The organism is Leptothrix cholodnii SP-6 (assembly GCF_000019785.1).
GTDB classification, from domain to species: Bacteria; Pseudomonadota; Gammaproteobacteria; order Burkholderiales; family Burkholderiaceae_C; genus Sphaerotilus; species Sphaerotilus cholodnii.
The window spans coordinates 4,882,926-4,909,403 of the sequence record NC_010524.1 but is presented as its reverse complement, the minus strand read 5'-3'; the positions used below and the strand labels follow the sequence as shown (position 1 = coordinate 4,909,403).

Sequence of the window (26,478 nt, the reverse complement as noted above, 5' to 3'; positions counted from 1 at the left end):
ATCCACAGTTTCCGACGGGCCGACAGGCTCGTCCCGAGACGTGAAGGGCTTGTCTGTGCGTTGACGCCGCCGCCCGGATTTGTTGTAATCGCGGGTTCTCCGAACCGGCGGGTGTTTTTGCCTGCGCGCCTGAGTGGCCTTGATGGCCGACCCGTGCGTGCGTCGATCTGCCGGAACGGGGGCTTATCTGCGTGGCCGTTTCCCGATGTGGGCGGCCACTGACCGGCAAATGCCCGTGGCGCAATGGATTGGCTGCTTCGGGTGCAACTGAGAATCCACCATGAAACGCACCTACCAGCCTTCGAAAGTCCGCCGCGCCCGTACGCACGGTTTCCTCGTGCGCATGAAGTCCCGTGGCGGCCGCAGCGTCATCGCTGCACGTCGCGCCAAGGGCCGCAAGCGCCTGGCTGTCTGATCCTGTTGATGCGGCGACGCGGCCTGCGTCAGCGCAATCCCGGCTCGACATGACGGACGGGCACATGCTGCAAAGCCTGACAGGAGCCAGCCGCTTTCAGGCGGTGATGGCCACCCGTCCGTGCGCGCGCAGCGTTCATTTCATGGTTCACCACCTGGCTGCGGCCGGGTTGTCAACAGGGGCGCAAGCTGCTTCCGTCGAGGCTGTGGATGACTCGCCTCGCCCGGTGGCCTTGCGACTCGGAATGGTGGTGCCCAAGCGGCACGCGCGCCGGTCCGTGACGCGCAGCCTGGTCAAGCGCGAGATGCGCTCGGGTGTCGGCAAGGTCAGTGCCGTGCTGCCATCCGGGGACTGGATCGTGCGCTTGCGCGCGCCGTTCGATCCCAAGCGTTATCTGAGCGCCCGTTCGGAGGCACTCGCGCACGACGTGCGGGCCGAGCTGGCGCAGCTGATCTCCGATGCCTTGCGGCAGACGACGTCCGTTCGCCGGCCGGCGGCTTCGCCGGCCTCGACCGCCCCGATGTCGGGCGCCTGATCTCGCCCGCCGCCGCGAGACCGTTGCCCGCGCTGCCGATGGCCACGTCGCCCCAGATCACGCCGACCGATCCACCCCCGGACGAGCCCTCTGACGAAGGCTCGGGCTCGGTCGCGTCTGTGCGTCGCCCTGGCGGTCTGCACGACGCGCCTCGGCGTCTGCTGATGTCGCTCGTGCGCGGGTATCGACTGTTTCTGAGTCCCTGGCTCGGCTCGTCCTGTCGGTTCGAGCCGACCTGTTCCGCCTACGCCTTGCAGGCGCTGGCGCAGCATGGTGCCGCCAGCGGCACCCGGCTGACGCTCGGGCGCCTGGCGCGCTGCCATCCGTGGTGCGCTGGCGGTTGTGATCCGGTGCCAGGCACGGTTCGTCCGATTTTCTCTGCGCTGCTTGGCAGCGCGCGCGTTCCGGCTGCGCCGGAAGCGCTTCCCGGCGTCGTCTCGCCATCACGAAAGAACTAGCTATGACCGACCTGCGGCGCGCGCTGCTCTGGGGCGTTTTCTCCATTTCGCTGGTGATGTTGTGGGACGGCTGGAGCCGCCACACCGGCCAGCCCTCGATGTTCGACCCCAAGCCGGCGGCTCGCAGCGTGCCGCTGGCGGCCAACGGCACCTCGTCGGTGCCCGTGCCTGCTGCGTCGGCTGCTGCCGGAGCGGCGCTGCCCGTCGCTTCGTCGGCCAGTGCGGCGGCGGTCTCGGCGGCTGAAAAAGTCGTCCTGACCACCGACGTGGTCAAGGCCACGTTCGACAGCCGAGGCGGCACGCTGGTGTCGATCGAGCTGCTCAAGTACGCCGATCCGTCGAGCGCCAGCGGGCACGTGATGCTGTTCGACCAGTCGCCGCAGCGCCATTACATGGCCGAGTCGGGCCTGATCGGCACCGGCCAGCCCGGCACCTTGCCGGACCACACCACGCTGATGAACGTGGTTGCGGGCGATCGGACACTGGGCGATGGCAAGAGCGAGCTGCAGGCGCGCTTCGAATCCACCGCGGCCGACGGCGTCAAGCTCGTCAAGACCTACACCCTGCGCCGCGGCGACTACGTCATCGACGTGCAGCACGAGGTGCTCAACCAGGGCGCCGCCGCCGTGAGCCCGCAGCTCTACCTGCAACTGGTGCGCGACGGCAATCCGCTGCCCGATGCATCGAGCTTCTACAGCACCTTCACCGGCCCGGCGGTCTACTCCGAGGCCGGCAAGTTCCAGAAGATCGAGTTCAGCGACATCGAGAAGCGCAAGGCCGGCGACAAGGTCGACCATGTGACCAGCGCCGAGGACGGCTGGGTGGCGATGGTGCAGCACTACTTCGCCGCGGCCTGGTTGCCAGGCGACAAGGTGCAGCGCGAGTTCTTCTCGCGCAAGGTCAGCGACAACCTCTACGCGGTCGGCATGCTGCTGCCGGTCGGCGAGGTGGCACCGGCGGCGAGCAGGAAGATCGACGCCCGCCTGTTCGTCGGCCCGCAGGAAGAAAAACGCATCGAGGCGCTGGCGCCCGGGCTCGACCTGGTCAAGGACTACGGCTGGCTGACGATCCTGTCCAAGCCGCTGTTCTGGCTGCTGCACAAGCTGCACTCGTACATCGGCAACTGGGGCTGGGCGATCGTCGCGCTGGTGGTGCTGCTGAAGGCGGCCTTCTACTGGCTCAACGCCAGCGCCTATCGCTCGATGGGCAAGATGAAGGCGATCAACCCGAAGGTGCAGGAACTGCGCGAGCGCCTGAAGGACAAGCCGCAGCAGATGCAGCAGGAGATGATGCGCATCTACCGCGAGGAAAAGGTCAACCCGCTGGGCGGCTGCCTGCCGATCTTCGTCCAGATGCCGTTCTTCATCGCGCTGTACTGGGTGCTGCTGTCGAGCGTCGAGATGCGTGGCGCGCCCTGGGTGGGCTGGGTGCACGACCTGAGCGTGAAGGACCCGTACTTCATCCTGCCGCTGCTGATGACCGCCACCACGGTGCTGCAGACCTGGCTCAATCCGACGCCACCTGATCCGATCCAGGCCAAGATGATGTGGATCATGCCGCTGGCCTTCAGCGTGATGTTCTTCTTCTTCCCGGCAGGTCTGGTGCTGTACTGGTTCACCAACAACCTGCTCTCGATCGCCCAGCAATGGATGATCAACCGGCAGCTCGGGCTGAACAAGTAACGACGACGCAGGCGCTCGCGCTGATGTCGACAGGCGGCCCGCGGGCCGCCTGTCTTGTTTCGAGATGCACGAACCGGCAGGTGTGCAATCCTTCTGAGAGAAGCCGCACACATCGCGATGTGCCGCCACGAACAGGGGATTGAGGCTCGGTGGCAGGGCGCGCACCATGCATTTGCGGGGCAGACCCGAGGTCGTCGCTGCAGGCAGATTCAATCAACTGCCTGGAGCGACGCCCTTGGCTCAGGAGGCGATCCGGCGCAAAGCCCGGCCTCCCCCCGCGCTAACACCCGTCTGCCGCCCGGCCCGACTGTCCATCCGGACAGGCGCGCAGACCCTCGCAACGCCGCTGCGGCCCGATGGTCGCAGCGGCGTTGTCCCTCCTGGCGGCGCTTCGTCGCTCGGCGACAATCTTTCGATGCTGCCGCGCCACCATGAACCCATCGCCGCCATCGCCACTGCTCCCGGACGGGGTGCGGTGGGCATCGTGCGGGTGTCCGGGCGAGGCCTGACGGCGCTGGCAACCGCGCTGGTCGGCCGTCCGCTGCGGCCCCGTGTCGCCAGTTACGGGCCGTTCCTGGATCGCCAGGGCGGCGCGATCGACCGCGGCCTGGCGCTGCACTTTCCGGCGCCGCACAGCTACACCGGCGAAGACGTGCTCGAACTGCAGGCCCATGGCGGCCCGGTGGTGCTGCAGTTGCTGCTCGCCCGCTGCCTGGAGGCAGCCGGCGAGATCGGCACAGACGGCAGGCCCAGACTACCCGGCCTGCGGCTGGCGCAGCCGGGCGAGTTCACCGAGCGCGCCTACCTCAACGACAAGCTCGACCTGGCGCAGGCCGAGGCGGTGGCCGATCTGATCGACGCCAGTACCGAAGCCGCGGCGCGCAGCGCGGCACGCTCGCTGTCGGGTGATTTTTCGCGCCAGATCACGCACTTGCGCGACGGCCTGATCGAGTTGCGCGCGCTGGTCGAGGCCACGCTCGATTTCCCCGAAGAAGAGATCGATTTCCTGCAGCGTGCCGACGCGCACGGCCGGCTGGCCCGGCTGGCCGAACGGCTGGCCGGCCTGCTCGACACCGCACGCCAGGGCGCGCTGCTGCGCGAAGGCCTGCGGGTGGTGATCGCCGGCCAGCCCAATGCCGGCAAGAGCTCGCTGCTCAACGCGCTGGCCGGCGCCGAGCTGGCGATCGTCACGCCGATTCCCGGCACCACCCGCGACAAGATCAGCGAGACGATCCAGATCGAGGGCGTGCCGGTGCACGTGATCGACACCGCCGGCCTGCGCAGCGACGAGCAGGCCGGCGACGAGGTCGAGCGCATCGGCATCAGCCGCAGCTGGCAGGCCATCGCCGAGGCCGACGCGGTGCTGCTGCTGCACGACCTGACGCGCGAGCACGAGCCGGCCTACAGCGCCGCCGACACCGCGATCGCGCAGCGCCTGCCCGCCGATGTCGGCCTGATCCATGTACACAACAAGGCCGACGCCGCCCCCGAACAGGCTGCCCGGGTGGCCGCCCGCCTGGCAGCCCGGCAAGCCGGCGACGCGGCCGGCGTGGTGCTGAGCGCCCGCACGCACGACGGCATCGACGCCCTGCGCGCCGCGCTGCTGGCGCGGGCCGGCTGGCACGCCGCGCCGGAGGGCGTGTTCATCGCCCGCGAGCGCCATGTGCGTGCCCTGCGTGCCGCCGCCACCCACGTCACCGCGGCGCAGGGCTGGGCCGAACAATCCGACAGCGCGCTCGACCTGCTGGCCGAGGAGCTGCGGTCGGCCCACGACGCGCTGGCCGAGATCACCGGCAGCTACAGCAGCGACGACCTGCTGGGCGACATCTTCGGGCGCTTCTGCATCGGCAAATAGAGCGGCCCCCGCCTGCGGCAGACGGGCCGCAGCCTCGAGCCACGAGATCAGGCTGCAGACGACAACGCGCGGCGCGCGTCGCACAGGCGGTTCAGGGCCGGCCGTCGGCGCCAGGGCGTGTCATGACCCGCAGCTGGTAGAGGCCGCCGAATCGGGTCGACTTGCTGGACGAGGCGGGCTTGAAATCCGGCGGCAGGAAGCGCTCGATCTCGTCGCGCCAGAGGTCCATCGCATAGGGCTCGAGACGGCCGAACACCAGCCGCATCAGGGGCCGCAGCGGGTGCCAGGCAGCCGGCCGGTGGTAGTCGACGACGACCAGGCGACCGCCGGGCTTGAGCACCCGGACGGCCTCGGCCAGGCTGGCACGGCGCACCGCTTCAGGCTGCTCGTGCAGCAGGAAGAACATCAGCACCTGGTCGTAGCTGGCGTCTGCGACGGGCAGTGCCGCCGCATTGGCGTGCAGCAGCGCGAGGCCCTCGCGAGGCGGCAGCTTGCGACGCAGGTTGTCGAGCTGAACCGGCAGGATGTCGACCACGTCGAGCCGGGCGTCGGGCGCCATGCGCTCGCACAGGCGCGAGGTCAGGTTGCCGTAGACACAGGCCACCTGCAGCGTCCGGCCGGTGACGGGGCGGCCCAGCGCGTCGAGCGCGGCATCGCGCAGGCACGCGTAGTGGCCGAACAGGATCGCGTTGACCAGCCACGGGCGCTCGAAGATCCGCACCGACCGGGGATGCACGTAGGCCCACCAGTAGACCTGCTGCAGGTAGCCGGGAATCGACGCCGGACGCGGCAGCACGGCGACCACCGGTTCGCCTGCTGCAGCCAGCGGTCGTGCGTCATGTCGGGCCGATGCAGAGGCAGGTGTGGGCACGTGCAGAGCTCGAAGATGGCGCCCGGCCGAACCGGGCCATTCAGCCGCGATGGCCGATGCGGCCCGTCGGCGTGTCGTTCGCGGCCGGTTCCGCGATCAGGCCGAGAACCGGCCTGACGCGGATCACGCAGCCGTCAGAGCTGCGCAGCCGCCAGGGCGGCGTTGAAGGTCGCGCTCGGACGCATCACGGCCGTCACCTTCTGCGGATCGGCGAAGTAGTAGCCGCCGATGTCGACCGGCTGGCCCTGCACGGCCTTCAGCTCGTCGGCGATCTTCTGCTCGTTTTCCGTCAGCGACTTGGCCAGGCCGGTGAAGTGGGCCTGCAGCTCCAGGTCCTCGGTCTGCTCGGCCAGGCCCTGGGCCCAGTACATCGCCAGGTAGAACTGGCTGCCGCGGTTGTCGAGCTGGCCGGTCTTGGGCGACGGGCCCTTGTTGTTGTCGAGCAGCTTGCCGGTGGCGGCGTCGAGCGTGCGAGCCAGGATCTTGGCCTTGTTGCTGCCGGTCTTGATGCCGAGGTCTTCCATGCTGACCGCCAGTGCCAGGAACTCGCCGAGCGAATCCCAGCGCAGGTGGTTTTCCTCGACCAGCTGCTGCACGTGCTTGGGCGCCGAACCGCCGGCACCGGTCTCGTACATGCCGCCACCGGCCATCAGCGGCACGATCGACAGCATCTTGGCGCTGGTACCCAGTTCCATGATCGGGAACAGGTCGGTGAGGTAGTCGCGCAGGATGTTGCCGGTGGCGCTGATGGTGTCCTGGCCGCGGATCACGCGCTCCAGGGTGTAACGCATGGCACGCACCTGGCTCATGATCTGGATGTCCAGGCCGGAGGTGTTGTGCTCGTGCAGGTACATCTTGACCTTGGTGATCAGCTGCGCCTCGTGCGGACGGTAGGCGTCGAGCCAGAACACCACCGGCATGCCGGAGTTGCGCGCGCGGTTGACGGCCAGCTTGACCCAGTCGCGGATGGCGGCGTCCTTGACCTGGCACATGCGCCAGATGTCGCCCTCTTCGACGTTCTGGCTCAGCAGCACTTCGCCGGTGTTCAGGTCGGTGATGTTGGCCACGCCGTCTTCGGGGATCTCGAAGGTCTTGTCGTGCGAGCCGTATTCCTCGGCCTGCTGGGCCATCAGGCCGACGTTGGGCACCGTGCCCATGGTCTTGGGGTCGAAGGCGCCGTGCCACTTGCAGAAGTTGATGATCTCCTGGTAGATGCGGGCGAAGGTCGACTCCGGCATCACGGCCTTGACGTCCTTCAGGCGGCCGTCGGCACCCCACATCTTGCCGCCGTTGCGGATCATCGCCGGCATCGAGGCGTCGACGATCACGTCGTTTGGCGAGTGGAAGTTGGTGATGCCCTTGGCCGAATCGACCATCGCCAGCTCGGGGCGGTTCTCGTGGCAGGCGTGCAGGTCGCGCTTGATCTCGTCCTGCTTGCTCTGCGGCAGGGTGGCGATCTTGTCGTACAGGTTGGCCATGCCGTTGTTGACGTTCACGCCCAGCTCGTCGAACAGCTTGGCGTGCTTGGCGAACGCGTCCTTGTAGAAGATCTTGACGCAGTGGCCGAACACGATCGGGTGCGACACCTTCATCATGGTCGCCTTGACGTGCAGCGAGAACATCACGCCGGTCTTGTGCGCGTCCTCGATCTCCTTCTCGTAGAAGGCCAGCAGTTCCTTCTTGCTCATGAACATGCTGTCGATGACTTCGCGGTCGAGCAGCGAGACCTTCGGCTTGAGCAGGATGGTCTTGCCGCTCTTGGTGAGCAGTTCCATCTTGACGTCACGCGCCTTGTCGAGCGTGATCGACTTTTCGCCGTGATAGAAGTCGCCGTGGTGCATGTGCGAGACGTGCGAACGCGACGCCTGGCTCCACTCGGCCATGCTGTGCGGGTTCTTGCGGGCGTATTCCTTGACGGCGCGCGGCGCGCGGCGGTCGGAGTTGCCTTCGCGCAGCACCGGGTTCACCGCGCTGCCCATGCACTTGTTGTAGCGCAGGCGGATCGCCTTTTCCTCGTCGGTCTTGGGCTGCTCGGGGAAGTCGGGCAGCGCGTAGCCCTTGGACTGCAACTCGCGGATGCAGGTGATCAACTGGTTCTGCGACGCGCTGATGTTGGGCAGCTTGATGATGTTGGTATCGGGCAGCAGGGTGAGCCGGCCGAGTTCCTTCAGGTTGTCCGGCACCCGCTGCTCGTCGCTCAGGTACTCGGGGAATTCACCCAGCACGCGTGCCGCCACCGAGATATCGGACTCGACGACGTCGATGCCCGCAGGCGCAGCGAAAGTGCGCACGATCGGCAGAAACGAATAAGTCGCCAGCAAGGGCGCCTCGTCGGTCAGGGTGTAGATGATCTTGGCTTTTTCAGCGGGCATGAGGTCTTCCTTCTCTGGACGAATCGGAGAGTATAAAAATACCGCGTTCGATATCGAGCGGGTAATCGAGCCGGATGCACCTGCGACGCCACCGACGCAACAGTTGCCGGCGCCGGCGCGGGTCCTCGTGGTCTGGCGGGTGACAGGAGGAGCAGCCCGGCGGCCCGGCAGCCGGCCCGATCAGGCGTTCTGCGCGGGCAGCAGCACCTGGTTGTCGGAGCTGAACTGGTAGTCCTTGAAGACGTGTTCGGCGCTCAGCAGCTGGTAGTGGCCTTCGGCGTCGCGCAGCGTGGTGTCCTTGAGGCGCCAGGTCAGCTGGCCGCAGGTCCAGATGTCGAAGTTGCGCATGTGCGTGCACAGGCAGGTCTTGTCCATCACCTTGATGCGACGCGCCTCGGGATTGGCGGCCACCTCGCGGTTGTAGGCGGTGATGTAGGCACACTTGCCCTGGGCGTCGAGCAGGTAGCCGTAGGCCTCGCAGTTCGGACGGATGCCGTCACCGATGCCCGGGCTCGACTTGATCATGCGCATCGGGTAGCCGGTGGGCGAGATCTGGTTGACCTCGATGTCGTCCTCGTCGGCCTTGAAGTACTCCTGCTTGACGTCGTCGGGCAGGCCGCATTCCTTGGTGACCGTGAAGCGGGTGGCCACCTGCACGCCGGCCGCGCCCATCTCCATGAAGCGCACGGCGTCCGTGCCGGTGAAGATGCCGCCGGCGGGGATCACGGGGATGTCGAGCTGCTCGGCCTTCATCCACTGCATGATCTCGGCCACGATGGTGGCCAGGTCGTACTGCGCCCAGTCCATGCCGAAACCGAGGTGGCCGCCGGCCAGCGGGCCTTCGACCACGACGTAGTCGGGCAGCCGGTTCAGGCGCGCGTTCTTCTTCAGGAACAGCTGCAGCGCGCGCAGCGACGACACGATGATGCCGAGCTTGGCATCGCGGAAACGCGGGTGGTCCTCGATCAGCGCGAACGAACCCAGGTGCAGGCCGGCAGCCAGCGTGATGCCTTCGATGCCCGCGTCAAGGGCCGCGCTCATGCGCACCTTGAGCGTCTCCTTCGGCGCGTTCATCGTCAGCTTTTCCATGCAGTTGATGAACACCAGGCCGCTGCCCTGCTTGCGCGTCATGGTGGCTTCGACGTGCAGGCGGGTCGCCTCGGCCAGATGGCCGAGGTTGAACTTGACGGCCGACTTGTCCTCGAGCTCGACGTTGAGCTTGTAGAGCGCCTGCTTGGCCTTGACGTACTTGGTCTTGTAGCGACGGTCCGTCACGGTCTTGATCATGGCGTCGGAGATGTGACCGACACCCCCCAGGCGAGCCGTTTCCAGCGCCAGATCGGCGGAGGAAATGTCCACGCCCATGCCACCAACCATGATGGGCACCAGCTCGTGGCGGCCCATCTGCATGCGGAAATCATCCAAACGTTTCATAGTCAACTGTCGTGGGGCAGGCCCGACCGGCCCGCGCTCCGTGTCCGTATCTGGTGGCAAGGTAGTGGCATCGGCACCCTGCCGAGCGATGCCCTGATCGTATGAGACACCGATTACGACGGGCTGTCACTCGGCCGGTACCCGTCCATCCACAGGGTTGTCCCGGCTTAGGCGCAGTCCGAGAGCTGCGCCGGGCGAAGTATCGGCGAGCGGCACGGCTCCCCGGCCATCGCCACAAACTTTTTGCAGGATTGAGGGTCAATCCGGAGTCGACCGGGCGGCTCGAAACCCGTCGTCACGGCTGGCGACATATTGCCGGCCGGCACCGCACCTGTCTTTGAACCAGTTCAAAGACAGCGGCCCCCATTCGTGTGGCGCCTTACGTCTGCACACAGCCAGCGCGCTGGGCGCCCAACAGAATGCGCCGCCATCCCCGCCGCTTCCCGCACCGCATGCTCGATCTCGAATCCGCGCTCAAGCGCCTCGCCTGCCTCTGCACGCTCGCCGGCCTCGCGGCCTGCGGTGGCGGCAGCCCTCTGGCCGCAGCCAGCCCGACCGTCGACACGGACGGCGGCGGCACCGGCGCCACGCTGGGCGCCACGCGCCAGGGCGAAGGCACCTACTACGCCGCCACCGGCGCGGGGGCGTGCAGCTACGACGCCAGTGCCGATCGGATGGTGGCGGCCATGAATCACACCGACTACGCCGGCAGCGCCGCCTGTGGCGAACACGTGCGCGTCACCGGCCCGCTCGGCACGGTCACCGTACGCATCGTCGACGAATGCCCTGAATGCGCCCCCGGCGACGTCGACCTGAGCGCCGAGGCCTTCGCCCGCATCGCCGAACCGGTGGCCGGGCGCGTGCCGATCACATGGCAGGTGGTGACGGGCGCCGTCAGCGGCCCGGTCCAGTACCGCTACAAGGAAGGCAGCACGCGCTACTGGACGGCAATCCAGGTGCGCAACCACCCGGTGCCGATCGCCCGGCTCGAAATCCAGCCCGACGGCACCGGCAACTGGATCGCCGTGCCGCGCACCGACTACAACTATTTCGTCCACCCGGTCGCGATCGGGGCCGGCGCGCTGCAGGTGCGCGTCACGTCGAGCACCGGCGTGGCGCTGATCGACAGGCTGCCGCAGCCGCAAGGTGGGCTGGTGGTGGATGGGACGGGGCAGTTTCAGTAGGCGCTCGGCCCGCGGGTACCGCCATCCGATACCCCACCGGCCGACCGACGCGCCTGGCGACACGCAGCCACCGCACGTCGAAATCCGCACGCATGCTCCGGCCCGCCAACCCTCCGGAGACCCCTCATGCGCAGCCGAAACCACGGCAGCGCTGCCACTCACCGCGCTGGCCCCGCGGCTCGCCGTCGGCGATGTGGTCTTCATCCGGGTCACGGCCAGACCGTTTCGCGAAGTGGCCGATGCGACGGGTTCGTGGACCAACCACGTCGGCGTGTTCTACGACACCGGCTTCAACCTGCATTCCCGGCGCCAGTTCTGCTCGCGTTTCGTGCGTGAGGTGCTGGCCCGTCACACCCGCCAGCCTGCTGCTCAGCCGCGAACTGGTGCCGGTGCATGACGGCCATGTGGACACCCGCCCGGCAGCATCCGGCCCGACCTTGATTGCACATCGATGACGCACGTTTTTCAGCGCCAGCTGTAAGAACTGCGCCGCCGCGGCGACTCACCCCACGTGGCGGCCGGCAAGGGCCGGGCGTTCACCCCCCATCACCTCCACATCAAGGTCATCTCCATGAACAAGCTGATCATCGCCACTGCCGTGGCCAGTCTGGGTGCGTTGGCGCTGCCGATGGCCGCGCAGGCGCAGGCATCGCTCGCCGAGCAGCAGGTCAACGCGCTCGAAGGCCTGGCCGGCAAGCAGCCGACCGCGCGCCGCTCCGGCGCCAAGGGCCTGTGCGCCAGCGGTCATTTCACCGGCCATGCAGACGCCCGCGCGCTCACCAGCGCCTCGGTCTTCAACGGCGACAAGGTGCCGGTGATCGCGCGCTTTTCGGTCGGCGGCGGCAATCCCAAGGGCACGGACAAGGCCAAGTCGGTGCGCGGCCTGGCCTTGAGCTTCACGGCTGCCAACGGCGAGGTCTGGCAGATGGCCAACATCTCCGCGCCGATCTTCTTCGTCAAGTCGCCGGAAGACTTCGTCACCTTCGTCAAGGTGCGCAGCGCCGACCCGGCCACCGGCAAGCCCGACCCGGAAAAGCTCAAGGCCTTCAACGAGGCCCACCCCGAAACGCTGCTGCAAGGCGCCTACGTCGCCAAGCAGCCGGTGCCGGCCAGCTATGGCGCGCTCAACTACTGGGGTGTCAACGCCTTCGAGCTGAACGACGCCCGCGGCCAGAGCCGCTTCGTGCGCTGGCAGTTCGTGCCCGAGGCCGGCGTGCTGGGCCTGAGCGAAGAACAGCTGAAAGACCTGCCCAACGACTTCCTGGCCGACGAACTGCGCGCGCGCGTGGCCAAGGCGCCGGTCGGTTTCGAGTTCAAGCTGCAGCTCGCCGAGCCGGGCGACAACCTGCTCGACCCGACCCAGGCCTGGCCCGACAGCCGCAAGCTCGTGAGCGCCGGCCGGCTGGTGATCGACAAGGTCGAGGCGATGGCCGGCGGCGACTGCGACCGCATCACCTTCAACCCGCTGATCACGCCCAAGGGCATCAAGCCCTCGGCCGACCCGGTGCTCAACGCCCGCGCGGCCGCCTACGGCGTGTCGCTCGGCCGGCGCCTGAGCGAAACCGCCAACTGAGCCTGACGGCCGGCGACGGCGTCGCCGTTCAGCCCAGCGTGCGGCCGAAGAAGCGCAGCGTGCGATCCCACGCCTGCTGCGCCCACACCGCGTCGTACTGCGTGGCGGGGATGCGGCCGGGGCCGACCGCGGTCTCGTTGGCGAACGCGTGGTGCGCCAGGTAGCGGTGGAAGTCGGTGCTGACGCCGGCTTCGGTCAGCTGGGCCTGCAGGGCGTCGACGGTCTCGATCTTGAAGAACTGGTCCTGCGTGGCCCAGTGGCCCTGCACCGGCACCTTGATCTTGCTGGCGTCGATGTATTCGAGCGGCGGGCAGCCGTACCAGACCACGCCGGCGTCGAGCTCGGGCACGTTGGCCAGGGCCAGCAGCGTCAGCGCGCCGCCCATGCAGAAGCCGGTGACGCCGACCTTGACCGCGCGGCCCTTGAGGTACTGCACCGCGCCGCGCACGTCCTGCGAGGCGGCGTCGCCGAAGTTCAGGCCGCTCATCAGGTGATGCGCCTCCTCGGCCTCGACGGTCGACTTGCCGCGGTAGAGGTCGGGCACCAGCGCGATGTAGCCGGCCTGTGCCAGCCGGTCGGCGACGCCGCGGATCTGGTCGTTCAGGCCCCACCACTCCTGGATCACCACCACCGCCGGCGCGCCGGCGAGGTGGGCGGGTTCGGCCAGATAACCCGACACGGATTGCCCGTCGGGGCGCTGGAAGGTGACGGTGGTTCCCATGATGTGTTTCTCCTGTTTGATCGTAGAAAGCGAGGCGGTGCCTGCCTCGTGGAATGGTAGGCCGCAGCCGGCTCAGCCGCTATCCTGAGCGCATGGCTCTCGAAACCCTTGAACTCCAGTCCGGCCCCAACCCGGTGGCCAGCATCGTGGTGCTGCACGGCCTGGGCGCCGACGGCTCCGACTTCGTGCCGATCGCCGAACAGCTCGACCTGTCGGCGATCGGCGACGTGCGATTCGTGTTCCCCGACGCGCCGGTGCGCCCGGTCACGGTCAACGGCGGCTATCAGATGCGCGCCTGGTACGACATCTTCAACGCCGACCTGGTGCGCCGCGAGGACGAAGCCGGCCTGCGCGCCTCGCTGGCCGACGTGCAGGCGCTGCTCGACCGCGAGGCCGCGCTCGGCATCGCGCCGCAGCGCACCGTGCTGATGGGCTTCTCGCAAGGCTGCGCGATGACCCTGCTGGCGGGCCTGCGCGCGCCGCAGCGTCTGGCCGGACTGGCCTGCCTGTCGGGCTACCTGCCGCTGGCGGCCCGCACCGCCGCCGAACGCAGTGCCGCCAACCAGGACGTGCAGATCTTCATGGCGCACGGCCGCTTCGACCCGATCGTGACGATCGACCGCGGCCTGGCCTCATGCGCCACGCTGGCCGCGCTCGGCTACGCCATCGACTGGCGCGAGTACCCGATGGAACACTCGGTCTGCGAAGAAGAGATCGACGACCTGAACCGCTGGCTGCTGAAGGTGCTGGCCTAGGCGCCAGCCGCCTTGCGGCGCAGGAAGGCCGCGTCGAACAGCTGTTCGGCGCCACTCGCCTCGTTGACCATCCACAGTTGCCGGCCATCGGGCGAGGCGCGTGACACCTCGCCGGCATGGCGCCCGATCGCCACCCGCAGGCCCACCGCGCAAGCCGGGAAATCCGAGCGCAACGCCAGCTCGCCGATCGGCGTGGCGCGCCGCGCATCGCCGGCCAGCCGCAGCCGGTTGACGATCTGCGCCAGCACCGGATTGGCCGCGTCGGCGCCCGACAGATAGACCACCACCTTGGCCTGCGCCCGGCTGAGCGCCACGTTGATGAGCCGCCCGGCCTCCTCGGTGCGCAGGAACGGCTGCGCGCCGTCGGCCGGGTCGAAGATCACCACCGCCGCCTCGCTGCCCTGCGCGCGGTGCACCGTGCTGACCTTGACCTGAAACACGCCGTGCGCCGCCAGCCGCTGGCGGATCAGCGCGCGCTGGGCCCGAAACGGCGTCAGCAGCACCAGCTCGTGCGCGGCCAGCTCGCCTTGCGCCAGCGCCTGCGCGACCCGTTGCGCGATGTGTTCGGCGGACGCAACCCGCACCGGCCCGCGGTGTGCCGCCGACCAGCCGCCGTCCTGCGCCACGGTCTCGACATGCACGTGCCGATCGGCCTCGATGCCGCCGAACGGCCGCGTACGCGTCGCCAGCCACGCCGGGTCGGCCCGCGCATCGGCGGCCACGCGCAGCTCGCCGTCGTAGAACAGGTGGCTGACCAGATCGCAGATCGACGCGGCCATGCGCGACTGCTCGTCGAGCAGGCAGACCGACGGCCCGCCACGCGGTTTCTCGGCAAACGGCGAGCGGCCGAGCCAGCGGCGCGCCTCGCGGCTGGCGCTGCGCACCACCGGCGCGAGCTGCTGCGGATCGCCCGCGAACAGCCGCGCCCGGCCGAGCGGGATCAGCGCCAGCGTGTGCGCCAGGCTGACCTGGCTGGCCTCGTCGAACACCACCAGGTCGAACGGCGGCAGCTCGCGCAGCGTCTTGAGCGTGAAGGCGGCGCGGGTGGTCGTCATCGCCGCCAGCCGGGCGCTGCGCAGCACCCGTAGCGACTCGGCGCGCATCTGCAGCCGCAGGCCCTCGACCCGCTCCGACCAGCGGCTGTAGGCCTGCAGATCGGAGGTCGGCGGGCGCGCCGCTTCGGCGCGTGACAGGCGGGCGATCAGATCCGGATCGAACACCGGCAGCAGGTGCTCGCGGCCGCGGTAGGCACTCGCCACGAAGCGCGTGCCGAGCCGCTTGACGCTGCCGCGCAGACCCTCGCGGCGCTTCTGCTGCAGCGCCTTGTCGACCGCCAGCACGGCCTGGTCGACCGCGTGGTTGGTGGTCGACAGCAGCAGCACGCGCGCGCCGGCGTTGACGTGCAGGTACTCGGCCAGCAGCACGCCCAGCGCGGTGGTCTTGCCGGTGCCGGGCGGACCCCACAGAAAGCTGCTCGACTGGCCGACCAGCTGCAGCGCCTGGCGCTGCGCCGGGCGCAGCCAGCCGAAGGCGGCGCCGTCCAGGCGCTCGGTCGCGACCGGGCTCGGTGCGGCCAGGTCACGCAGGCTGGCCCAGGCGAGCCCGGCCCAGTCGTCGTCGCGCCAGCAGTCGGCCAGGGCGTTGAGGAAACGCGGCGGGTAGAGGCGGATCAGCTGGTCGGGGCCGGGCGGCGGCGCGCTGGCGTCCTTCAGGATGATCTGGTCGTCCTCGGGCGCGATCGCCAGCACGCTGGCGTGGCCCTTGGGCGGGCCGCCCCACCAGGCCGATGAGCCGTCGAACGAGTCGTCGAGCATCAGCTGCGCGGCGTACCGGCCCTCGGCCCAGGCGTGGCCGGGCTGCAGCGTGACGCGCCAGAGATGGCCGTCGCGCTCGCTGGCGAGCACCTTGAAGTCGTAGTGCTCGGGCGTGGCCTCCAGCTCGTCGCGGAGGGCCGAGCGGATGTCGGAAAGGCTCATGCCCGCACGGTAGCGCAGGCCCGCTGCGGCCGTCGGCGGCTCAGCGCAGGTGCTTGTGGCGTTTGCCGGCCAGCGCCTGCGCGATGCCCACGCTGCGTGAACCCGCGCGCAGCTCGAAGGGCTGGCCGGCTTCGAGCGTGCCGGGCTGCTGCACCGCCAGATACCAGCCGCTGCGCCCGGAGGTGACCATGTCGCGGGCGGCCTGCGCGTAGCCCATCACGGCGTTGAACTTGAAGCAGGGCTCGCGCGGCTGCGTGACCCGCAGCACGCAGTCGGGAAAGTGCAGCTCGTCGCCCACCCACACCTGCTGTTCGTCCAGCCCCTGCAGCGTGAGGTTCTCGCCCGCGAAGCCGGCCGGCAGGGTCTCGTCGAATAGGCTCGTACCGCGTTCGCGCCGCTGCGCCTGCCACCAGGCGTAGTGCTCGCCCGGCCAGGCGTAGATCGCCTTGTCGAGCCCGCCGTGCACGCTCGGGTCGGCCTGCTCGTCGCCGGCCAGCCCCAGCCGGCCGACCGCCACCGGCCCGGCCACCGGCGCCTTGCCGATCGCGGTCATGATGCGTCGCCCGTCGATCATCAGGGGGCGGACGGTGCCGAGGTTGAGGCTGAGCAGCTGCATCAGCGCAGTCTACCGACGTAGCGCTCCGGCGACTCGGGCGCCGGCGGCTCGGCGGCCACCGGCGGCGGGCGCAACCGCGGCGCGATCTGCAGCGCGGCCTGCAGGCGCTGCGCCAGGCTGTGCAGCTCGGGCTGCTCGGGCTCGGCCAGCGCGATGCGGATGATCTCGCGGGCGTAGTCCTCGCTGCGCACCATCCACTCGACGTCGGTCACGCGGCCCACCTTGCGGCGCATCGCCACGTGCAGATGGGCGGCGATGGCGAGCTTTTCACTGTCGAGCATGGTCGGGCCTCCGTGGCGATCAGGTGGGGATCATTCGACCCGCTCGCCGTGCTGGCTGAGATCGAGCCCGGCGTGTTCCTGGCGGGCCGTGACGCGCAGGCCGATCACGGCGTCGACCGCCCACAGGATCGCCGCCGTGACCACGCCGCTGTAGAGCAGCGTGGCGCCCGCAGCCACCGCCTGCGCCTGCAGCGAGCCGGTCACGCCGCCGATGCGCGGGTCGGCCAGCACGCCGGTGAGCAGCGCGCCGATCAGGCCACCGACGGCGTGCACGCCGAACACGTCGAGCGAGTCGTCGGCACCGAGCCAGCGCTTGAGGCCGGTCGCGCCCCAGTAGCAGCCGACACCGGCCGCCGCGCCGATCAGCACCGCCGAGGCGGGTGTCACGTAACCCGAAGCCGGCGTGACCGCCACCAGGCCGGCCACGGCGCCGCTGCACAGGCCCAGCAGCGTGGGCGTGCGGCGCACCAGCCACTCGGCCAGCATCCAGCTCAGCGTGGCGGCGGCGGCGGCGAGCTGGGTGGCCAGCATCGCCATGCCGGCGCGGCCGTCGGCGGCAAAGGCCGAGCCGCCGTTGAAGCCCATCCAGCCGACCCACAGCAGCGCCGCGCCGACCATCGTGTAGCCCAGGTTCGACGGCGTCAGCGCCAGCTCGCCGTAGCCGATGCGCCGGCCCAGCATCCAGGCCGCCACCAGCCCGGCCATGCCGGCGTTCAGGTGCACGACGGTGCCGCCGGCGAAGTCGAGCGCGCCGATCGCGCCCAGCCAGCCGCCCGGCGCCCACACCCAGTGCGCGATCGGCGCGTAGACCGCCAGCGACCACAGCGCCATGAACCACAACAGGGCGGCAAAACGCATGCGCTCGGCGAACGCGCCCACGATCAGGGCGGGCGTGATGATGGCGAAGCTCATCTGGTACATCACGAACACCGACTCGGGCACCGTCGGCGCCAGCGGGTGCACGCTCAGCTGGCCGCGCGCCTGGTCGAAATGCAGCGTGGCCAGCCAGGCGCCGGCGGTGTCGCCCAGCCACGGCGAGCCGGGCCGGAACGCCAGGCTGTAGCCGAGCGCAAACCACAGCAGGCTGACCAGCGCACACACCGCCAGCACCTGCGCCATCGTCGCCAGGATGTTCTTCTTGCGCACCATGCCGGCATAGAACAGCGCCAGGCCCGGGATGCTCATCAGCAGCACCAGCGCGGTGGCGGCCATCATCCAGGCGGTGTCGCCGCTGTCGATGACGGCGGCCGATTGCAGCCCCCGCGCGGCCGGCTGCGCGGCGGCGCTGGCGCAGGAAAGCCAGGCCGAGGCGGCAAGGCAGCCGCGGGTCGCGGCGGAGGGGAAACGCATGGGCGGTGTCCGGATGACGAAGGGGCCGCTGCGGAATTGCAATAACCGGGCCCGTGTAACAAACGCGGGCAGCGCCAATTCGTCGTCACGCGGGGGCGGGAAAAGGCCCGAACGGCTGCGTGCCGAGCCGGATCTGCCCCAGGCCGATGCCGGCTTCCAGCAGGGCGGCGACCACCCGGACGACATCGCCGGGAGGGTCACGCTGTGCCGTCACTTCGGCGGCCTGCCGCTGATGCGCCAGGCGATCGACATCCGGGGCGGGTCGGCGAGCGCTTCTTCCGCACCGACATGTCGGGCAACATACCGGGCACCGGCCTGGGCGTGCGCATCGACGGCGAAGCCGGCCACGACACCCGCGTCAGCTTCTTCCTGCCCGAGCCGGCGCAGCGCACTTGCCAACCCGTGAACCCATGCTGAAACCCTTGCACGACCCGCGCGCCGTCACCGGAACCACCCCCGACAGCGCGACCGACGCCCCGCCCGCCTCGCGCCCTGCCCGCCTCGTCAGCCGCTGGGCGCTGCGCTTCATGCTGGCGATGCTGGCGATCGCCTGGGCCTCGGTGCTGGTCGTGATCGGCCTCGAATACCGCGAGTCGATGGCCGCGCAGGCGCGCCACAACACCAACCTCGCGCGCGCCTTCGAGGAGCAGACCGTGCGCGTGGTGGCGGCCGTCGACCAGGCCACCATCCGCATGCGCGACGCGGTGCGCAGCGGCGCGCACACGCTGGCCGACCTGGCGCAGTTCGCCAACGAGACCGGCATGGCGCCGACCATCCTGGTGCAGCTCTCGCTGGTCGGGCCGGACGGCCGCTTCAGCGGCAGCAACCTCGACCCCGACGGCAGCAAGACCGGCCACGTCGACCTGTCCACGCGCGAGCACATCCGCGTCCACCTGAGCCCCGACGGCGCCGCCGGGCAGCATGCCGACGGCCTGTTCATCGGCAAGCCGGTGCTCGGCAAGGTCTCCGGGCGCTGGACGATCCAGCTGTCGCGCCGCATCGACGGGCCGGACGGCCGGGTGCTGGGCGTGGTGGTGGCCTCGCTCGACCCGAGCTACTTCGAGAACGTCTACCGCAGCGTCGAGCTCGGCCGCCAGGGTGGCGTGACGCTGGTCGGCACCGACCTGGCGATCCGCGCCCGCGTGATGGGCGACTCCAGCCTCGGCATGGGCGCCAACATCGGTGCCGCCAGCCCGCTGGTGAGCGGCGGCTGGCAGCGTTCGGGCGACTACGTCAGCGCCAGCACGGTCGACGGCGTCGAGCGCCTGGTCGGCTACCACCGCATCGACGACTACCCGCTGTACGTCCTGGTGTCGTCGGCCACCGCCGAATCGCTGGCCGGCTGGCGGGCGATGCGCAACACCGTGCTGCTGCTGACCGCGCTGCTCAGCGCGGCCGTGATCGCCGCGGCCTGGATCTTCCTGAGCAACGTGCGGCGCCTGGAAGCCAGCAACGTCGCGCTGATCGCCAGCGAGGCGCGGGCGCAGTCGGCCAACCACGCCAAGACCGAGTTCCTGGCCGCCATCTCGCACGAGCTGCGCACGCCGCTGACGAGCATCCGCGGCTTCGCCGAACTGATGGAAAAACGCATCGAGCAGCCCAAGTTCAAGGACCAGGCCGGCATGATCCGCCGCGCCGCCGAGCACCTGAACGCGCTGCTCACCCAGATCCTCGACTTCGCCAAGATCGAGGCCGGCGCGATGCGCGTGGGCGCCACGCCGGTGGCGATCCGCCCGCTGGTCAGGGGCACCGCCGACTTCTTCGCGGTGAGCGCCGCCGAGAAGGGGCTGGAACTGCGGGTGCAGATCGCCGACGACGTGCCCGAGACCCTGCTCACCGACGAACTGCGCCTCAAGCAGGTGCTCAACAACCTGCTGTCCAACGCCATGAAGTTCACCGCCGGCGGCCACGTCGCGATCGAGGTCGAACGCGACGCCACGCAGCTGCGCCTGCACGTGGTCGACACCGGGCCGGGCATCCCGGCCGAGCAGCACGAGCTGATCTTCGAGCGCTTCCGGCAGGCCGACAGCCAGGTCGCGCACCAGCACGGCGGCACCGGCCTGGGCCTGGCGCTGTCGCGCTCGCTGGCCGAGCTGATGGGCGGCACGCTGGGCGTGACATCGACGCCGGGCGAAGGCGCGCGCTTCACGCTGACGTTGCCGCTCGGCGCGCCGGCCTGAGCGACACCGAGCACGGCGGCCTGGCGTCAGGCGCCGGCCAAGGCCTTGGCGATGCGGTTGCGCCCGACCCGCGACTTCGGCACCGGGAAGTCGAACCAGGCGCGCACGTCCTCGTCCAGCCCGATGCCGTGCATGTAGTTGTAGAGCGCCTTCTTCAGGCCGACACCGAGCGCGTCGTGATCGGTGCCGGTCGGGTCGATGAAGCCGATGTCGTTCTTGGCGAAGCTCACCGGCGGCAGCGGCTGCAGCGTCACGCCGTAGTCCTGCGGCGCCTGGCCCACCGGCGAGTGCACGGTGCAGGCAAAGCGGTGGAAGAAGCCCGACTGGATGCAGCCCTGCTCGAACAGCTGGCGCACGTATTCGAGCGCGTCCACCGTGTCCTGCGCGGTCTGGGTCGGGAAACCGTACATCAGGTAGGCATGCACCAGGATGCCGGCGTCGGCAAAACCCTTGGTGACACGCGCCACCTGATCGACCGACACGCCCTTCTTCATCAGCGTCAGCAGGCGGTCCGACGCGACTTCGAGCCCGCCCGAGATCGCGATGCAGCCGCTGTCGGCAAGCTGCTGGCACAGCTCGGGCGTGAAGCTCTTCTCGAAGCGGATGTTGCCCCACCAGCTGATGCCCAGCTGGCGGCGCTGCAGTTCGGCGGCGAGCGCTTTCAGCGACTTCGGCGGCGCCGCCTCGTCGACGAAATGGAAGCCGGTCTGGCCGGTCTCGTTGACGATGGTCTCGATGCGGTTCACCAGCGTCTGTGCGCTCGCCGTGTCGTAGCGCGAGATGTAGTCGAGGCTGACGTCGCAGAAGCTGCACTTCTTCCAGTAGCAGCCGTGCGCCACGGTCAGCTTGTTCCAGCGCCCGTCGCTCCACAGCCGGTGCATCGGGTTGAGCATGTCCAGCAGGCTGAGATAGCGGTCCAGCGGCAGGCCGTCCCAGGTCGGCGTGCCGACGTCCTCGAACGCAACGTCGGGCTCGACGAAGTTGATGTACTTCACCGCGCCGTCCTGGCGCACGAAGGTGCGCACCAGGCGCGTCTGCGAGCGCTTGCCGTCGAGGTGTTCGAGCAGCGCCAGCAGCGGGCGCTCGCCAGCGTCGAGCGTCAGGTAGTCGAAGTGCTCGAACACACGCGGCTCGGTCAGCTCGCGCAGCTCGGTGTTGACGTAGCCGCCGCCCAGCGCGGTGACGATCGTCGGGTCGATCGCCTTGATCGCCTGCGCGATGCGGAAGGCCGCGTAGACCGCGCCCGGGAACGGCACCGACACCAGCACGAGCGTCGGCCGGTGGCGCTCGATCGCGGCCAGCGTCAGCTCGCGCAGCAGTTCGTCGACGAGGGTGGGCGGCGCCGCCAGCGCATCGGCCAGCGGGTCGAAGGTGGGCTGGCTGAGCGCCAGGCTCTCGGCGTAGCGCACGAACTCGAAACGCGGGTCGACCGCCTCGCGGATCACGTCGGCGATGTCGTTCAGGTACAGCGTGGCCAGGTGTCGGGCGTGGTCCTGCGCACCGAGCGCGCCGAAGGCCCAGGCGAGCGGGCCGCTGCCGTCGGCGTCCTCGAAGGCATCGAGCGGCGCGAAGCGCGAGCCTTCGGGCAGGAAGGCGCGGCTGCAGATGCGGTGCGCCAGCGTGGCGTCGCGGCCCTGCAGAAACGCCAGCGTCGGCGCGATGGTGGCGGCGTAACGGGCGTAGTCGGCCTCGAAGGCCTGCACCCGCGGCGTGCGCTTGGCGGCGGGCAGCGTGGCGATGCGCGCGTGCACGCTGGCCAGGCCGTCGCGCGACAGCAGTTTCAGCGCCAGCGCCAGCGCCAGATCCTCCTGCACCGCGTCGACCCCGCGCGAGCGCAGGAAGCCGGTCAGGTAGGCGGTCGACGGATACGGGGTGTTGAGCTGCGTCATCGGCGCGATGACGGACAGGACACGAACGGGTTGGGACGGCATGGTGGCTTCGGCGCTGGGATCGGCCGATTTTCGGCGCTGCGGCTACCCTGGCCGGCATGAACACACAGAACCCCCAGAAGCCGATCGATCGCCTCCCGCCGAACGGCTTTCCGACCGGTTTCCGGGCGCTGGTGATCGGCGCATCCGGCGCGATCGGCGCGGCGATGGTGGCGCAGCTGCGCGCCGATCCGGCCTGCTCGGCGGTGGTCGCGCTGCACCGCCGGTCGCAGCCGGCGATCGATTTCGAGCGCGAGGACAGCATCGCCGCAGCCGCCGCCGAGCTGGCCGCGCAGGCGCCGTTCCACCTGATCGTCAACGCCGCCGGCCTGCTGCACGCGGATGCCGGAAACGGCACGGACGGCTTCATGCCCGAGAAGAAGCTCGGCGACATCGAGATGGCGCAGATGCTCGACACCTTCCGCGTCAACACCTTCGGCCCGGCGCTGCTGCTGCGCCACTTCAGCCGCCTGCTCGACCGCCAGCGCGGCGTGCTGGCGCTGCTGTCGGCCAAGGTCGGCAGCATCGAGGACAACCGGCTCGGCGGCTGGTACAGCTACCGCGCGTCGAAGGCGGCGCTCAACATGTTCATCAAGACGGCCGCCATCGAGTTGAAGCGCAGCCAGCCGCAGGCGGTGGTGGTGGCGCTGCACCCGGGCACCGTGAACTCGCGGCTGTCGATGCCGTTTCGCGGCGCCGAGATCGGCCGCTCGCCCGAGGTGGCTGCGGCCGAGATGCTGGCGGTGCTGGCCGGGCTGGCGCCGGGCGACAGCGGGCAGTTCGTGGCGTATGACGGGCAGCGGCTGCCTTGGTAGCAATGGCGAACACAACAATCCGGACCCAGATCGCACAGAAATTACCCATGAACATCCACGACGAATCCCCGGCTCAATCCGAAGTGCTGGTCAAGGCATTGATCGGTATGGGAGAGACTCGCCAGCGCGAGTTCAAGCGTGTCAGCGGGAAGATGGTCGGCAAGGCACTCGAAACGATCTGTGGTCTGGCCAATGGCGAGGGCGGCGTGCTGGTATTGGGCGTGGCAGACCTCAAGGAGCATCAAGGCCCGGCGCGGCTGTTCGGCGTCGAAGAAAACCCGGAGGCCGTGGACGAACTGCAGCGCAAGTTGCTGAGCGAGTTCCAGCCGGCGATTGAAACCATTCGCCTGCGGCGCCTGCCCTGCCCGCTGCACAACGGTCCCGCCAAAGGCCAGCCCGGACATCTGCTGCTGGTACAGGTCGAGCGCAGTCCCGCGGTGCACTCGATCACGAACGGCGGAACCTACGCCCGGCTGGACGCAGGCAATCGGCAGATGACCGCCAGCGAAGTCACCGAGTTGTCCTACCGACGCGGCGTCAGAAGTGCCGCGAGCGAACCGGTTGCGGTTGCACTGGAGCGCTTGCAGACCGAGGCGTGGCGCCGCTTCGTATCAGCCCGAGGACTGCGCTCGGGCACGTTTCCCGAGCAGTTGCTGCGAGTGGGTCTGGCGTTTGTTATCTCCACTGGAAGAAAACAATGCACAAGAAGGGAATTAATTCAATCCGATCAATCACTTGGCGTGTGGTTTGTTTTCTTCGCATGCGAGTGATCAATCCGCGTCCGGCACGAACCTCAACGCCACGCCGTTGTTGCAATGGCGCTGCCCGGTGGGCGCCGGGCCGTCGTTGAAGACGTGGCCGTGGTGGCCGCCGCAGCGGGCGCAGTGGTACTCGGTGCGCGGCATGATCAATTGGTGGTCGACGCGGGTCTCGATCGCGCCGGGCAGGGCCGCGAAGAAGCTCGGCCAGCCGGTGCCGCTGTCGAACTTGGCGCGGGCGTCGAACAGCGCCAGGCCGCAGCCGGCGCAGAGGTAGCGGCCGGCGCGCTTTTCGTCGTTCAGCGCGCTGGTGTACGGGTGTTCGGTGCCTTCGTGGCGCAGCACGTCGTAGGCCGCAGCGCCGAGGCGCTCGCGCCATTGGGCGTCGGTCAGCAGCAGCGCGTCGTCGCGCGGCACTGCAGGTGGCACGTCGGCGGCCGGTCGGGCGCGAGGGCCTGCGCCCAGGCCCCAGGAGGCGAGCAGCTGGTTCAGGTTGCGGCGCGTCATGTCGCGGCGATCGCCAGCAGGTGCGCCACCAGCGCCGCCGGCTCGCTGACCATCGGGCAGTGGCCGGTGGCGATCTCGCGCACGTCGAAGCCGGGCAGTTGCCGCACCCGTTCGCGCATCGCGCTGATGGTCGGATAGGCGGGCGCGTTGCAGTCGATGAAGCTGCGGCGCAGGCGCGCCCAGCGTTCGCCGTCGAACGGTAGCGGCTCGCGGTAGGGGCCGAAGGGGTGCGGCACCTGGCGGCGCAGCAGCCAGTCGCGGTCGGCGCCGGAGATGCCGAAATCGGCCGGATCGGGCGGCGGCAGCGCGTGGTGATTGGCCAGCGCGGCCGCGGTGCGAGCGGCGACGATCTCGGCGCTGTGCGAGCCGCCCCAGCCTTCGCCGGGCAGCGGCACCATCGCGTCCACGTAGACCAGCTGGCGGATCGCACCGGCATCACGCGCGAGCAGCGCATCGGCCGCGCCGGTGATGACCTGGCCGCCGTAGCTGTGGCCGACCAGCATCACGTCGCGCAGCTCCTCGGCCTCGATCAGCCCGACGACGTCGGCGATGTGGGTCTGCAGCGTGATGCCGGGGTGGCGCAGGTGGGCGCGTTCGCCGTCGCCGGTGAGGGTGACGGCGTGCACCTCGTGGCCGGCCGCGCGCAGGGGGCCCAGCACGCGGCGCCAGATCCAGGCGCCGCCCCAGGCGCCGTGCACGAGAACGATCGGGGGTGGTGTCATGACGGGACCTCGTGTGGCCGCGTGTGCGGCTGTTTCAGCGCCGCAGCGCCCGGTCCTGCGCGGCGGCCGCAGCAGCGCGCAGCTTGTCCTTCTTGCTCGGCCGCGTGCCCTTGACGCCGCCGACGGCCTGCTCGGCGGTGGCCACCTCGACCGGCTCGAAACCGGCGATCTGCTCGCGTGGCACGCGCTGCTGCTGGCGTTTCTCGATCAGGCGGAAATGCGCCTCGGTGTCGGCGCTGATGAAGCTGACCGCCTGGCCGACCTCGCCGGCGCGGCCGGTGCGGCCGATGCGGTGGGTGTAGTCGTCGGTCGAGCGTGGCAGGTCGAAGTTGACGACCACCGGCAGGCGCGCGATGTCGATGCCGCGCGCGGCCACGTCGGTGGCCACCAGCACCTGCAGCTCGCGCTGGCGGAAGGCAGCCAGCGCGGCGTTGCGCGCGCCCTGGCTCAGCTCGCCGTGCAGCGCCGCGGCCTTGATGCCGCTGCGGTGCAGCTTGTGCGCCAGCAGCTCGGTGGCGTAGCGGGTGGCGACGAACACCAGCGCCTGCTCCCAGCCCGGCTCGGCCAGCAGCTTGCGCAGCAGCGGCGTGCGGCGGGTGGCGTCGACCTCGATGGCGCGCTGGGTGATGTCGGGCGTCTCGGCGGCGTCAGCCTGCAGCTCGATGCGCACCGGCTCGTGCAGCCACTCGTCGGCCAGCGCCTGCACTTCTTCGGGGAAGGTGGCCGAGAAGAACAGGTGCTGGAAGCGGCGCGGCGGCAGCTGGGCGCGGATGCGCGCCAGCTCGTCGGCAAAACCGAGGTCGAGCAGGCGGTCGGCCTCGTCGAGCACCAGGGTGTTGAGGGTGTCGATGCGCAGCGCGTTGTGGCCGAGCAGGTCGAGCAGCCGCCCGGGCGTGGCCACCACCACCTCGGCGCCGCCGCGCAGCGCCATCATCTGCGGGTTGATCGAGACGCCGCCGAAGGCGATCACGATGCGCGGCGGCTCGACCAGGTGGCTGGAAAGATCTTCCAGCACCTCGCCGACCTGCAGCGCCAGCTCGCGGGTGGGCACCAGCACCAGCGCCTGGGTGCGCCGCCGCCACTCGCCCAGGCAGGGCTGCAGGCGCTGCAGCAGCGGCAGGGCGAAGGCCGCCGTCTTGCCCGAGCCGGTGCGGGCAGCGCCGAGCACGTCGACACCCCGCAGGATGGCGGGGATGGCCTCGGCCTGGATCGGCGTGGGCCGCAGGAGGCCGTGCGCCTGGGCGGCGCTGACCAGAGCCGGCAACAGGCCGAGCGAAACAAATGACATGGGGATCCAGTGGCGCGAGGCCGGGGCGGGCAGAGCCCCGGATTGTGGCGGAGGGCGCCCGCGCACACGAAACGTGCAATGTCCACAATCCCCCGGGTTCGATAGGGGATGGCCGGACAGCCGATCGATACCTAGGGTTTACACTGATCTTGTGCAGTGCAGCATGTCAATGACAGGCCACTGACAGCCATCCAGAAAGCCC

The 26,478-nt window shown here is 69.7% G+C and carries 25 protein-coding genes; 13 read left to right on the top strand and 12 right to left on the bottom strand.

The window, feature by feature from the left end; all coding sequences use genetic code 11:
- Positions 1-280 precede the first annotated feature (280 nt).
- The 5 genes from rpmH to mnmE all read left to right on the top strand — a co-directional run bounded on the left by rpmH (position 281) and on the right by mnmE (position 4,945).
- Positions 281-415, top strand: a complete 135-nt coding sequence (gene rpmH / locus LCHO_RS21830) for a 50S ribosomal protein L34 (RefSeq protein ID WP_012349380.1) — start codon at positions 281-283, stop codon at positions 413-415.
- A gap of 64 nt (positions 416-479) precedes the next feature.
- Positions 480-950 (top strand): ribonuclease P protein component, encoded by a 471-nt coding sequence (locus LCHO_RS23075; protein ID WP_012349379.1) that lies wholly within the window; start codon positions 480-482, stop codon positions 948-950.
- Between the two features lie 164 nt (positions 951-1,114).
- On the top strand, positions 1,115-1,408 hold the full coding sequence (yidD, locus tag LCHO_RS23070) for a membrane protein insertion efficiency factor YidD (protein WP_223210580.1): 294 nt from the start codon (positions 1,115-1,117) through the stop codon (positions 1,406-1,408).
- Between the two features lie 2 nt (positions 1,409-1,410).
- On the top strand, positions 1,411-3,090 hold the full coding sequence (gene yidC / locus LCHO_RS21820; RefSeq protein WP_012349377.1) for a membrane protein insertase YidC: 1,680 nt from the start codon (positions 1,411-1,413) through the stop codon (positions 3,088-3,090).
- A gap of 415 nt (positions 3,091-3,505) precedes the next feature.
- Positions 3,506-4,945, top strand: a complete 1,440-nt coding sequence (gene mnmE / locus LCHO_RS21815; RefSeq protein WP_012349376.1) for a tRNA uridine-5-carboxymethylaminomethyl(34) synthesis GTPase MnmE — start codon at positions 3,506-3,508, stop codon at positions 4,943-4,945.
- Positions 4,946-5,036: 91 nt separating this feature from the next.
- Here the strand turns inward: mnmE and rquA are convergent, their stop codons facing one another.
- The 3 genes from rquA to LCHO_RS21800 all read right to left on the bottom strand — a co-directional run bounded on the left by rquA (position 5,037) and on the right by LCHO_RS21800 (position 9,622).
- Positions 5,037-5,816, bottom strand: a complete 780-nt coding sequence (gene rquA / locus LCHO_RS21810) for a rhodoquinone biosynthesis methyltransferase RquA (RefSeq protein WP_223210481.1) — start codon at positions 5,814-5,816, stop codon at positions 5,037-5,039.
- A 134-nt stretch (positions 5,817-5,950) separates the two neighbouring features.
- The gene (locus LCHO_RS21805; protein ID WP_012349374.1) at positions 5,951-8,188 is read right to left on the bottom strand and encodes an NADP-dependent isocitrate dehydrogenase; all 2,238 of its coding nucleotides are present in this window, start codon (positions 8,186-8,188) and stop codon (positions 5,951-5,953) included.
- Between the two features lie 180 nt (positions 8,189-8,368).
- Positions 8,369-9,622 (bottom strand): nitronate monooxygenase, encoded by a 1,254-nt coding sequence (locus LCHO_RS21800; RefSeq protein ID WP_012349373.1) that lies wholly within the window; start codon positions 9,620-9,622, stop codon positions 8,369-8,371.
- Positions 9,623-10,041: 419 nt separating this feature from the next.
- Between LCHO_RS21800 and LCHO_RS21795 the strand changes: the two genes are divergently transcribed.
- From LCHO_RS21795 to LCHO_RS21790, 3 genes are all read left to right on the top strand, one after another.
- On the top strand, positions 10,042-10,806 hold the full coding sequence (locus LCHO_RS21795) for an expansin EXLX1 family cellulose-binding protein (protein WP_012349372.1): 765 nt from the start codon (positions 10,042-10,044) through the stop codon (positions 10,804-10,806).
- A 232-nt stretch (positions 10,807-11,038) separates the two neighbouring features.
- On the top strand, positions 11,039-11,203 hold the full coding sequence (locus tag LCHO_RS24340; RefSeq protein WP_190274868.1) for a YiiX/YebB-like N1pC/P60 family cysteine hydrolase: 165 nt from the start codon (positions 11,039-11,041) through the stop codon (positions 11,201-11,203).
- A 174-nt stretch (positions 11,204-11,377) separates the two neighbouring features.
- The gene (locus LCHO_RS21790; RefSeq protein ID WP_043704583.1) at positions 11,378-12,379 is read left to right on the top strand and encodes a catalase family peroxidase; all 1,002 of its coding nucleotides are present in this window, start codon (positions 11,378-11,380) and stop codon (positions 12,377-12,379) included.
- 28 nt (positions 12,380-12,407) lie between these two features.
- Here the strand turns inward: LCHO_RS21790 and LCHO_RS21785 are convergent, their stop codons facing one another.
- Positions 12,408-13,100, bottom strand: a complete 693-nt coding sequence (locus tag LCHO_RS21785; RefSeq protein ID WP_012349370.1) for a dienelactone hydrolase family protein — start codon at positions 13,098-13,100, stop codon at positions 12,408-12,410.
- A gap of 92 nt (positions 13,101-13,192) precedes the next feature.
- Here LCHO_RS21785 and LCHO_RS21780 point away from each other — a divergent pair, with 92 nt between their 5' ends.
- Positions 13,193-13,855 (top strand): alpha/beta hydrolase, encoded by a 663-nt coding sequence (locus LCHO_RS21780; RefSeq protein WP_043704582.1) that lies wholly within the window; start codon positions 13,193-13,195, stop codon positions 13,853-13,855.
- Here the strand turns inward: LCHO_RS21780 and LCHO_RS21775 are convergent.
- The 4 genes from LCHO_RS21775 to LCHO_RS21760 are packed head-to-tail and all read right to left on the bottom strand — an operon-like array spanning position 13,852 to position 18,078.
- Positions 13,852-15,831, bottom strand: coding sequence for a DEAD/DEAH box helicase (locus tag LCHO_RS21775; RefSeq protein WP_012349368.1), 1,980 nt, complete (start codon positions 15,829-15,831; stop codon positions 13,852-13,854). The two genes, LCHO_RS21780 and LCHO_RS21775, sit on opposite strands and share 4 nt — an antisense overlap.
- A gap of 40 nt (positions 15,832-15,871) precedes the next feature.
- Entirely contained in the window at positions 15,872-16,447 is a 576-nt protein-coding gene (locus LCHO_RS21770) for an MOSC domain-containing protein (protein ID WP_012349367.1), read from the bottom strand.
- Positions 16,447-16,728, bottom strand: a complete 282-nt coding sequence (locus LCHO_RS21765) for a hypothetical protein (RefSeq protein ID WP_012349366.1) — start codon at positions 16,726-16,728, stop codon at positions 16,447-16,449. Before LCHO_RS21765 ends, LCHO_RS21770 begins: the two co-directional genes overlap by 1 nt.
- 30 nt (positions 16,729-16,758) lie before the next feature.
- Entirely contained in the window at positions 16,759-18,078 is a 1,320-nt protein-coding gene (locus tag LCHO_RS21760) for an ammonium transporter (RefSeq protein ID WP_012349365.1), read from the bottom strand.
- 288 nt (positions 18,079-18,366) lie between these two features.
- On the opposite strand from LCHO_RS21760, the gene LCHO_RS24175 reads away from it, so the two are divergent.
- Both LCHO_RS24175 and LCHO_RS21755 read left to right on the top strand, forming a co-directional pair.
- The gene (locus LCHO_RS24175; protein ID WP_012349364.1) at positions 18,367-18,495 is read left to right on the top strand and encodes a hypothetical protein; all 129 of its coding nucleotides are present in this window, start codon (positions 18,367-18,369) and stop codon (positions 18,493-18,495) included.
- Entirely contained in the window at positions 18,489-20,258 is a 1,770-nt protein-coding gene (locus LCHO_RS21755) for a sensor histidine kinase (protein WP_012349363.1), read from the top strand. Before LCHO_RS24175 ends, LCHO_RS21755 begins: the two co-directional genes overlap by 7 nt.
- Positions 20,259-20,284: 26 nt before the next feature.
- Here the strand turns inward: LCHO_RS21755 and LCHO_RS21750 are convergent, their stop codons facing one another.
- Positions 20,285-22,189 carry a B12-binding domain-containing radical SAM protein gene (locus tag LCHO_RS21750; RefSeq protein WP_012349362.1) on the bottom strand — a complete coding sequence of 635 codons (1,905 nt, stop codon included), beginning with the start codon at positions 22,187-22,189 and terminating at the stop codon, positions 20,285-20,287.
- A 56-nt stretch (positions 22,190-22,245) separates the two neighbouring features.
- Between LCHO_RS21750 and LCHO_RS21745 the strand changes: the two genes are divergently transcribed.
- Complete coding sequence (locus tag LCHO_RS21745) at positions 22,246-23,001, top strand: SDR family NAD(P)-dependent oxidoreductase (protein ID WP_012349361.1); 756 nt, start codon at positions 22,246-22,248, stop codon at positions 22,999-23,001.
- Between the two features lie 47 nt (positions 23,002-23,048).
- Positions 23,049-23,771 carry an AlbA family DNA-binding domain-containing protein gene (locus tag LCHO_RS23060; protein ID WP_190274826.1) on the top strand — a complete coding sequence of 241 codons (723 nt, stop codon included), beginning with the start codon at positions 23,049-23,051 and terminating at the stop codon, positions 23,769-23,771.
- On the opposite strand, the gene msrB is transcribed toward LCHO_RS23060, so the two are convergent.
- Genes msrB through LCHO_RS21725 form a run of 3 tightly spaced genes read right to left on the bottom strand, consistent with a single transcriptional unit; the run spans position 23,772 to position 26,276 of the window.
- A complete protein-coding gene (gene msrB / locus LCHO_RS21735) occupies positions 23,772-24,266 on the bottom strand; it encodes a peptide-methionine (R)-S-oxide reductase MsrB (protein WP_012349359.1) in 495 nt (164 codons plus the stop codon).
- On the bottom strand, positions 24,263-24,988 hold the full coding sequence (locus LCHO_RS21730; RefSeq protein ID WP_012349358.1) for an alpha/beta hydrolase: 726 nt from the start codon (positions 24,986-24,988) through the stop codon (positions 24,263-24,265). The genes msrB and LCHO_RS21730 overlap by 4 nt, the downstream gene beginning before the upstream one ends.
- A gap of 34 nt (positions 24,989-25,022) precedes the next feature.
- Entirely contained in the window at positions 25,023-26,276 is a 1,254-nt protein-coding gene (locus LCHO_RS21725) for a DEAD/DEAH box helicase (protein ID WP_012349357.1), read from the bottom strand.
- Positions 26,277-26,478: the final 202 nt, after the last annotated feature.

Excerpts from the sequence above, each read along its gene's own strand:
- rpmH (WP_012349380.1), top strand. The coding sequence starts at position 281 with ATGAAACGCACCTACCAGCCTTCGAAAGTCCGCCGCGCCCGTACGCAC.
- LCHO_RS23075 (WP_012349379.1), top strand. The coding sequence starts at position 480 with ATGCTGCAAAGCCTGACAGGAGCCAGCCGCTTTCAGGCGGTGATGGCC.
- yidD (WP_223210580.1), top strand. The coding sequence starts at position 1,115 with ATGTCGCTCGTGCGCGGGTATCGACTGTTTCTGAGTCCCTGGCTCGGC.
- yidC (WP_012349377.1), top strand. The coding sequence starts at position 1,411 with ATGACCGACCTGCGGCGCGCGCTGCTCTGGGGCGTTTTCTCCATTTCG.
- mnmE (WP_012349376.1), top strand. The coding sequence starts at position 3,506 with ATGCTGCCGCGCCACCATGAACCCATCGCCGCCATCGCCACTGCTCCC.
- LCHO_RS21805 (WP_012349374.1), bottom strand. The coding sequence starts at position 8,188 with ATGCCCGCTGAAAAAGCCAAGATCATCTACACCCTGACCGACGAGGCG.
- LCHO_RS21800 (WP_012349373.1), bottom strand. The coding sequence starts at position 9,622 with ATGAAACGTTTGGATGATTTCCGCATGCAGATGGGCCGCCACGAGCTG.
- LCHO_RS21795 (WP_012349372.1), top strand. The coding sequence starts at position 10,042 with ATGCGCCGCCATCCCCGCCGCTTCCCGCACCGCATGCTCGATCTCGAA.
- LCHO_RS21790 (WP_043704583.1), top strand. The coding sequence starts at position 11,378 with ATGAACAAGCTGATCATCGCCACTGCCGTGGCCAGTCTGGGTGCGTTG.
- LCHO_RS21785 (WP_012349370.1), bottom strand. The coding sequence starts at position 13,100 with ATGGGAACCACCGTCACCTTCCAGCGCCCCGACGGGCAATCCGTGTCG.
- LCHO_RS21780 (WP_043704582.1), top strand. The coding sequence starts at position 13,193 with ATGGCTCTCGAAACCCTTGAACTCCAGTCCGGCCCCAACCCGGTGGCC.
- LCHO_RS21775 (WP_012349368.1), bottom strand. The coding sequence starts at position 15,831 with ATGAGCCTTTCCGACATCCGCTCGGCCCTCCGCGACGAGCTGGAGGCC.
- LCHO_RS21770 (WP_012349367.1), bottom strand. The coding sequence starts at position 16,447 with ATGCAGCTGCTCAGCCTCAACCTCGGCACCGTCCGCCCCCTGATGATC.
- LCHO_RS21765 (WP_012349366.1), bottom strand. The coding sequence starts at position 16,728 with ATGCTCGACAGTGAAAAGCTCGCCATCGCCGCCCATCTGCACGTGGCG.
- LCHO_RS21760 (WP_012349365.1), bottom strand. The coding sequence starts at position 18,078 with ATGCGTTTCCCCTCCGCCGCGACCCGCGGCTGCCTTGCCGCCTCGGCC.
- LCHO_RS24175 (WP_012349364.1), top strand. The coding sequence starts at position 18,367 with ATGTCGGGCAACATACCGGGCACCGGCCTGGGCGTGCGCATCGACGGC.
- LCHO_RS21755 (WP_012349363.1), top strand. The coding sequence starts at position 18,489 with ATGCTGAAACCCTTGCACGACCCGCGCGCCGTCACCGGAACCACCCCC.
- LCHO_RS21750 (WP_012349362.1), bottom strand. The coding sequence starts at position 22,189 with ATGCCGTCCCAACCCGTTCGTGTCCTGTCCGTCATCGCGCCGATGACG.
- LCHO_RS21745 (WP_012349361.1), top strand. The coding sequence starts at position 22,246 with ATGAACACACAGAACCCCCAGAAGCCGATCGATCGCCTCCCGCCGAAC.
- LCHO_RS23060 (WP_190274826.1), top strand. The coding sequence starts at position 23,049 with ATGAACATCCACGACGAATCCCCGGCTCAATCCGAAGTGCTGGTCAAG.
- msrB (WP_012349359.1), bottom strand. The coding sequence starts at position 24,266 with ATGACGCGCCGCAACCTGAACCAGCTGCTCGCCTCCTGGGGCCTGGGC.
- LCHO_RS21730 (WP_012349358.1), bottom strand. The coding sequence starts at position 24,988 with ATGACACCACCCCCGATCGTTCTCGTGCACGGCGCCTGGGGCGGCGCC.
- LCHO_RS21725 (WP_012349357.1), bottom strand. The coding sequence starts at position 26,276 with ATGTCATTTGTTTCGCTCGGCCTGTTGCCGGCTCTGGTCAGCGCCGCC.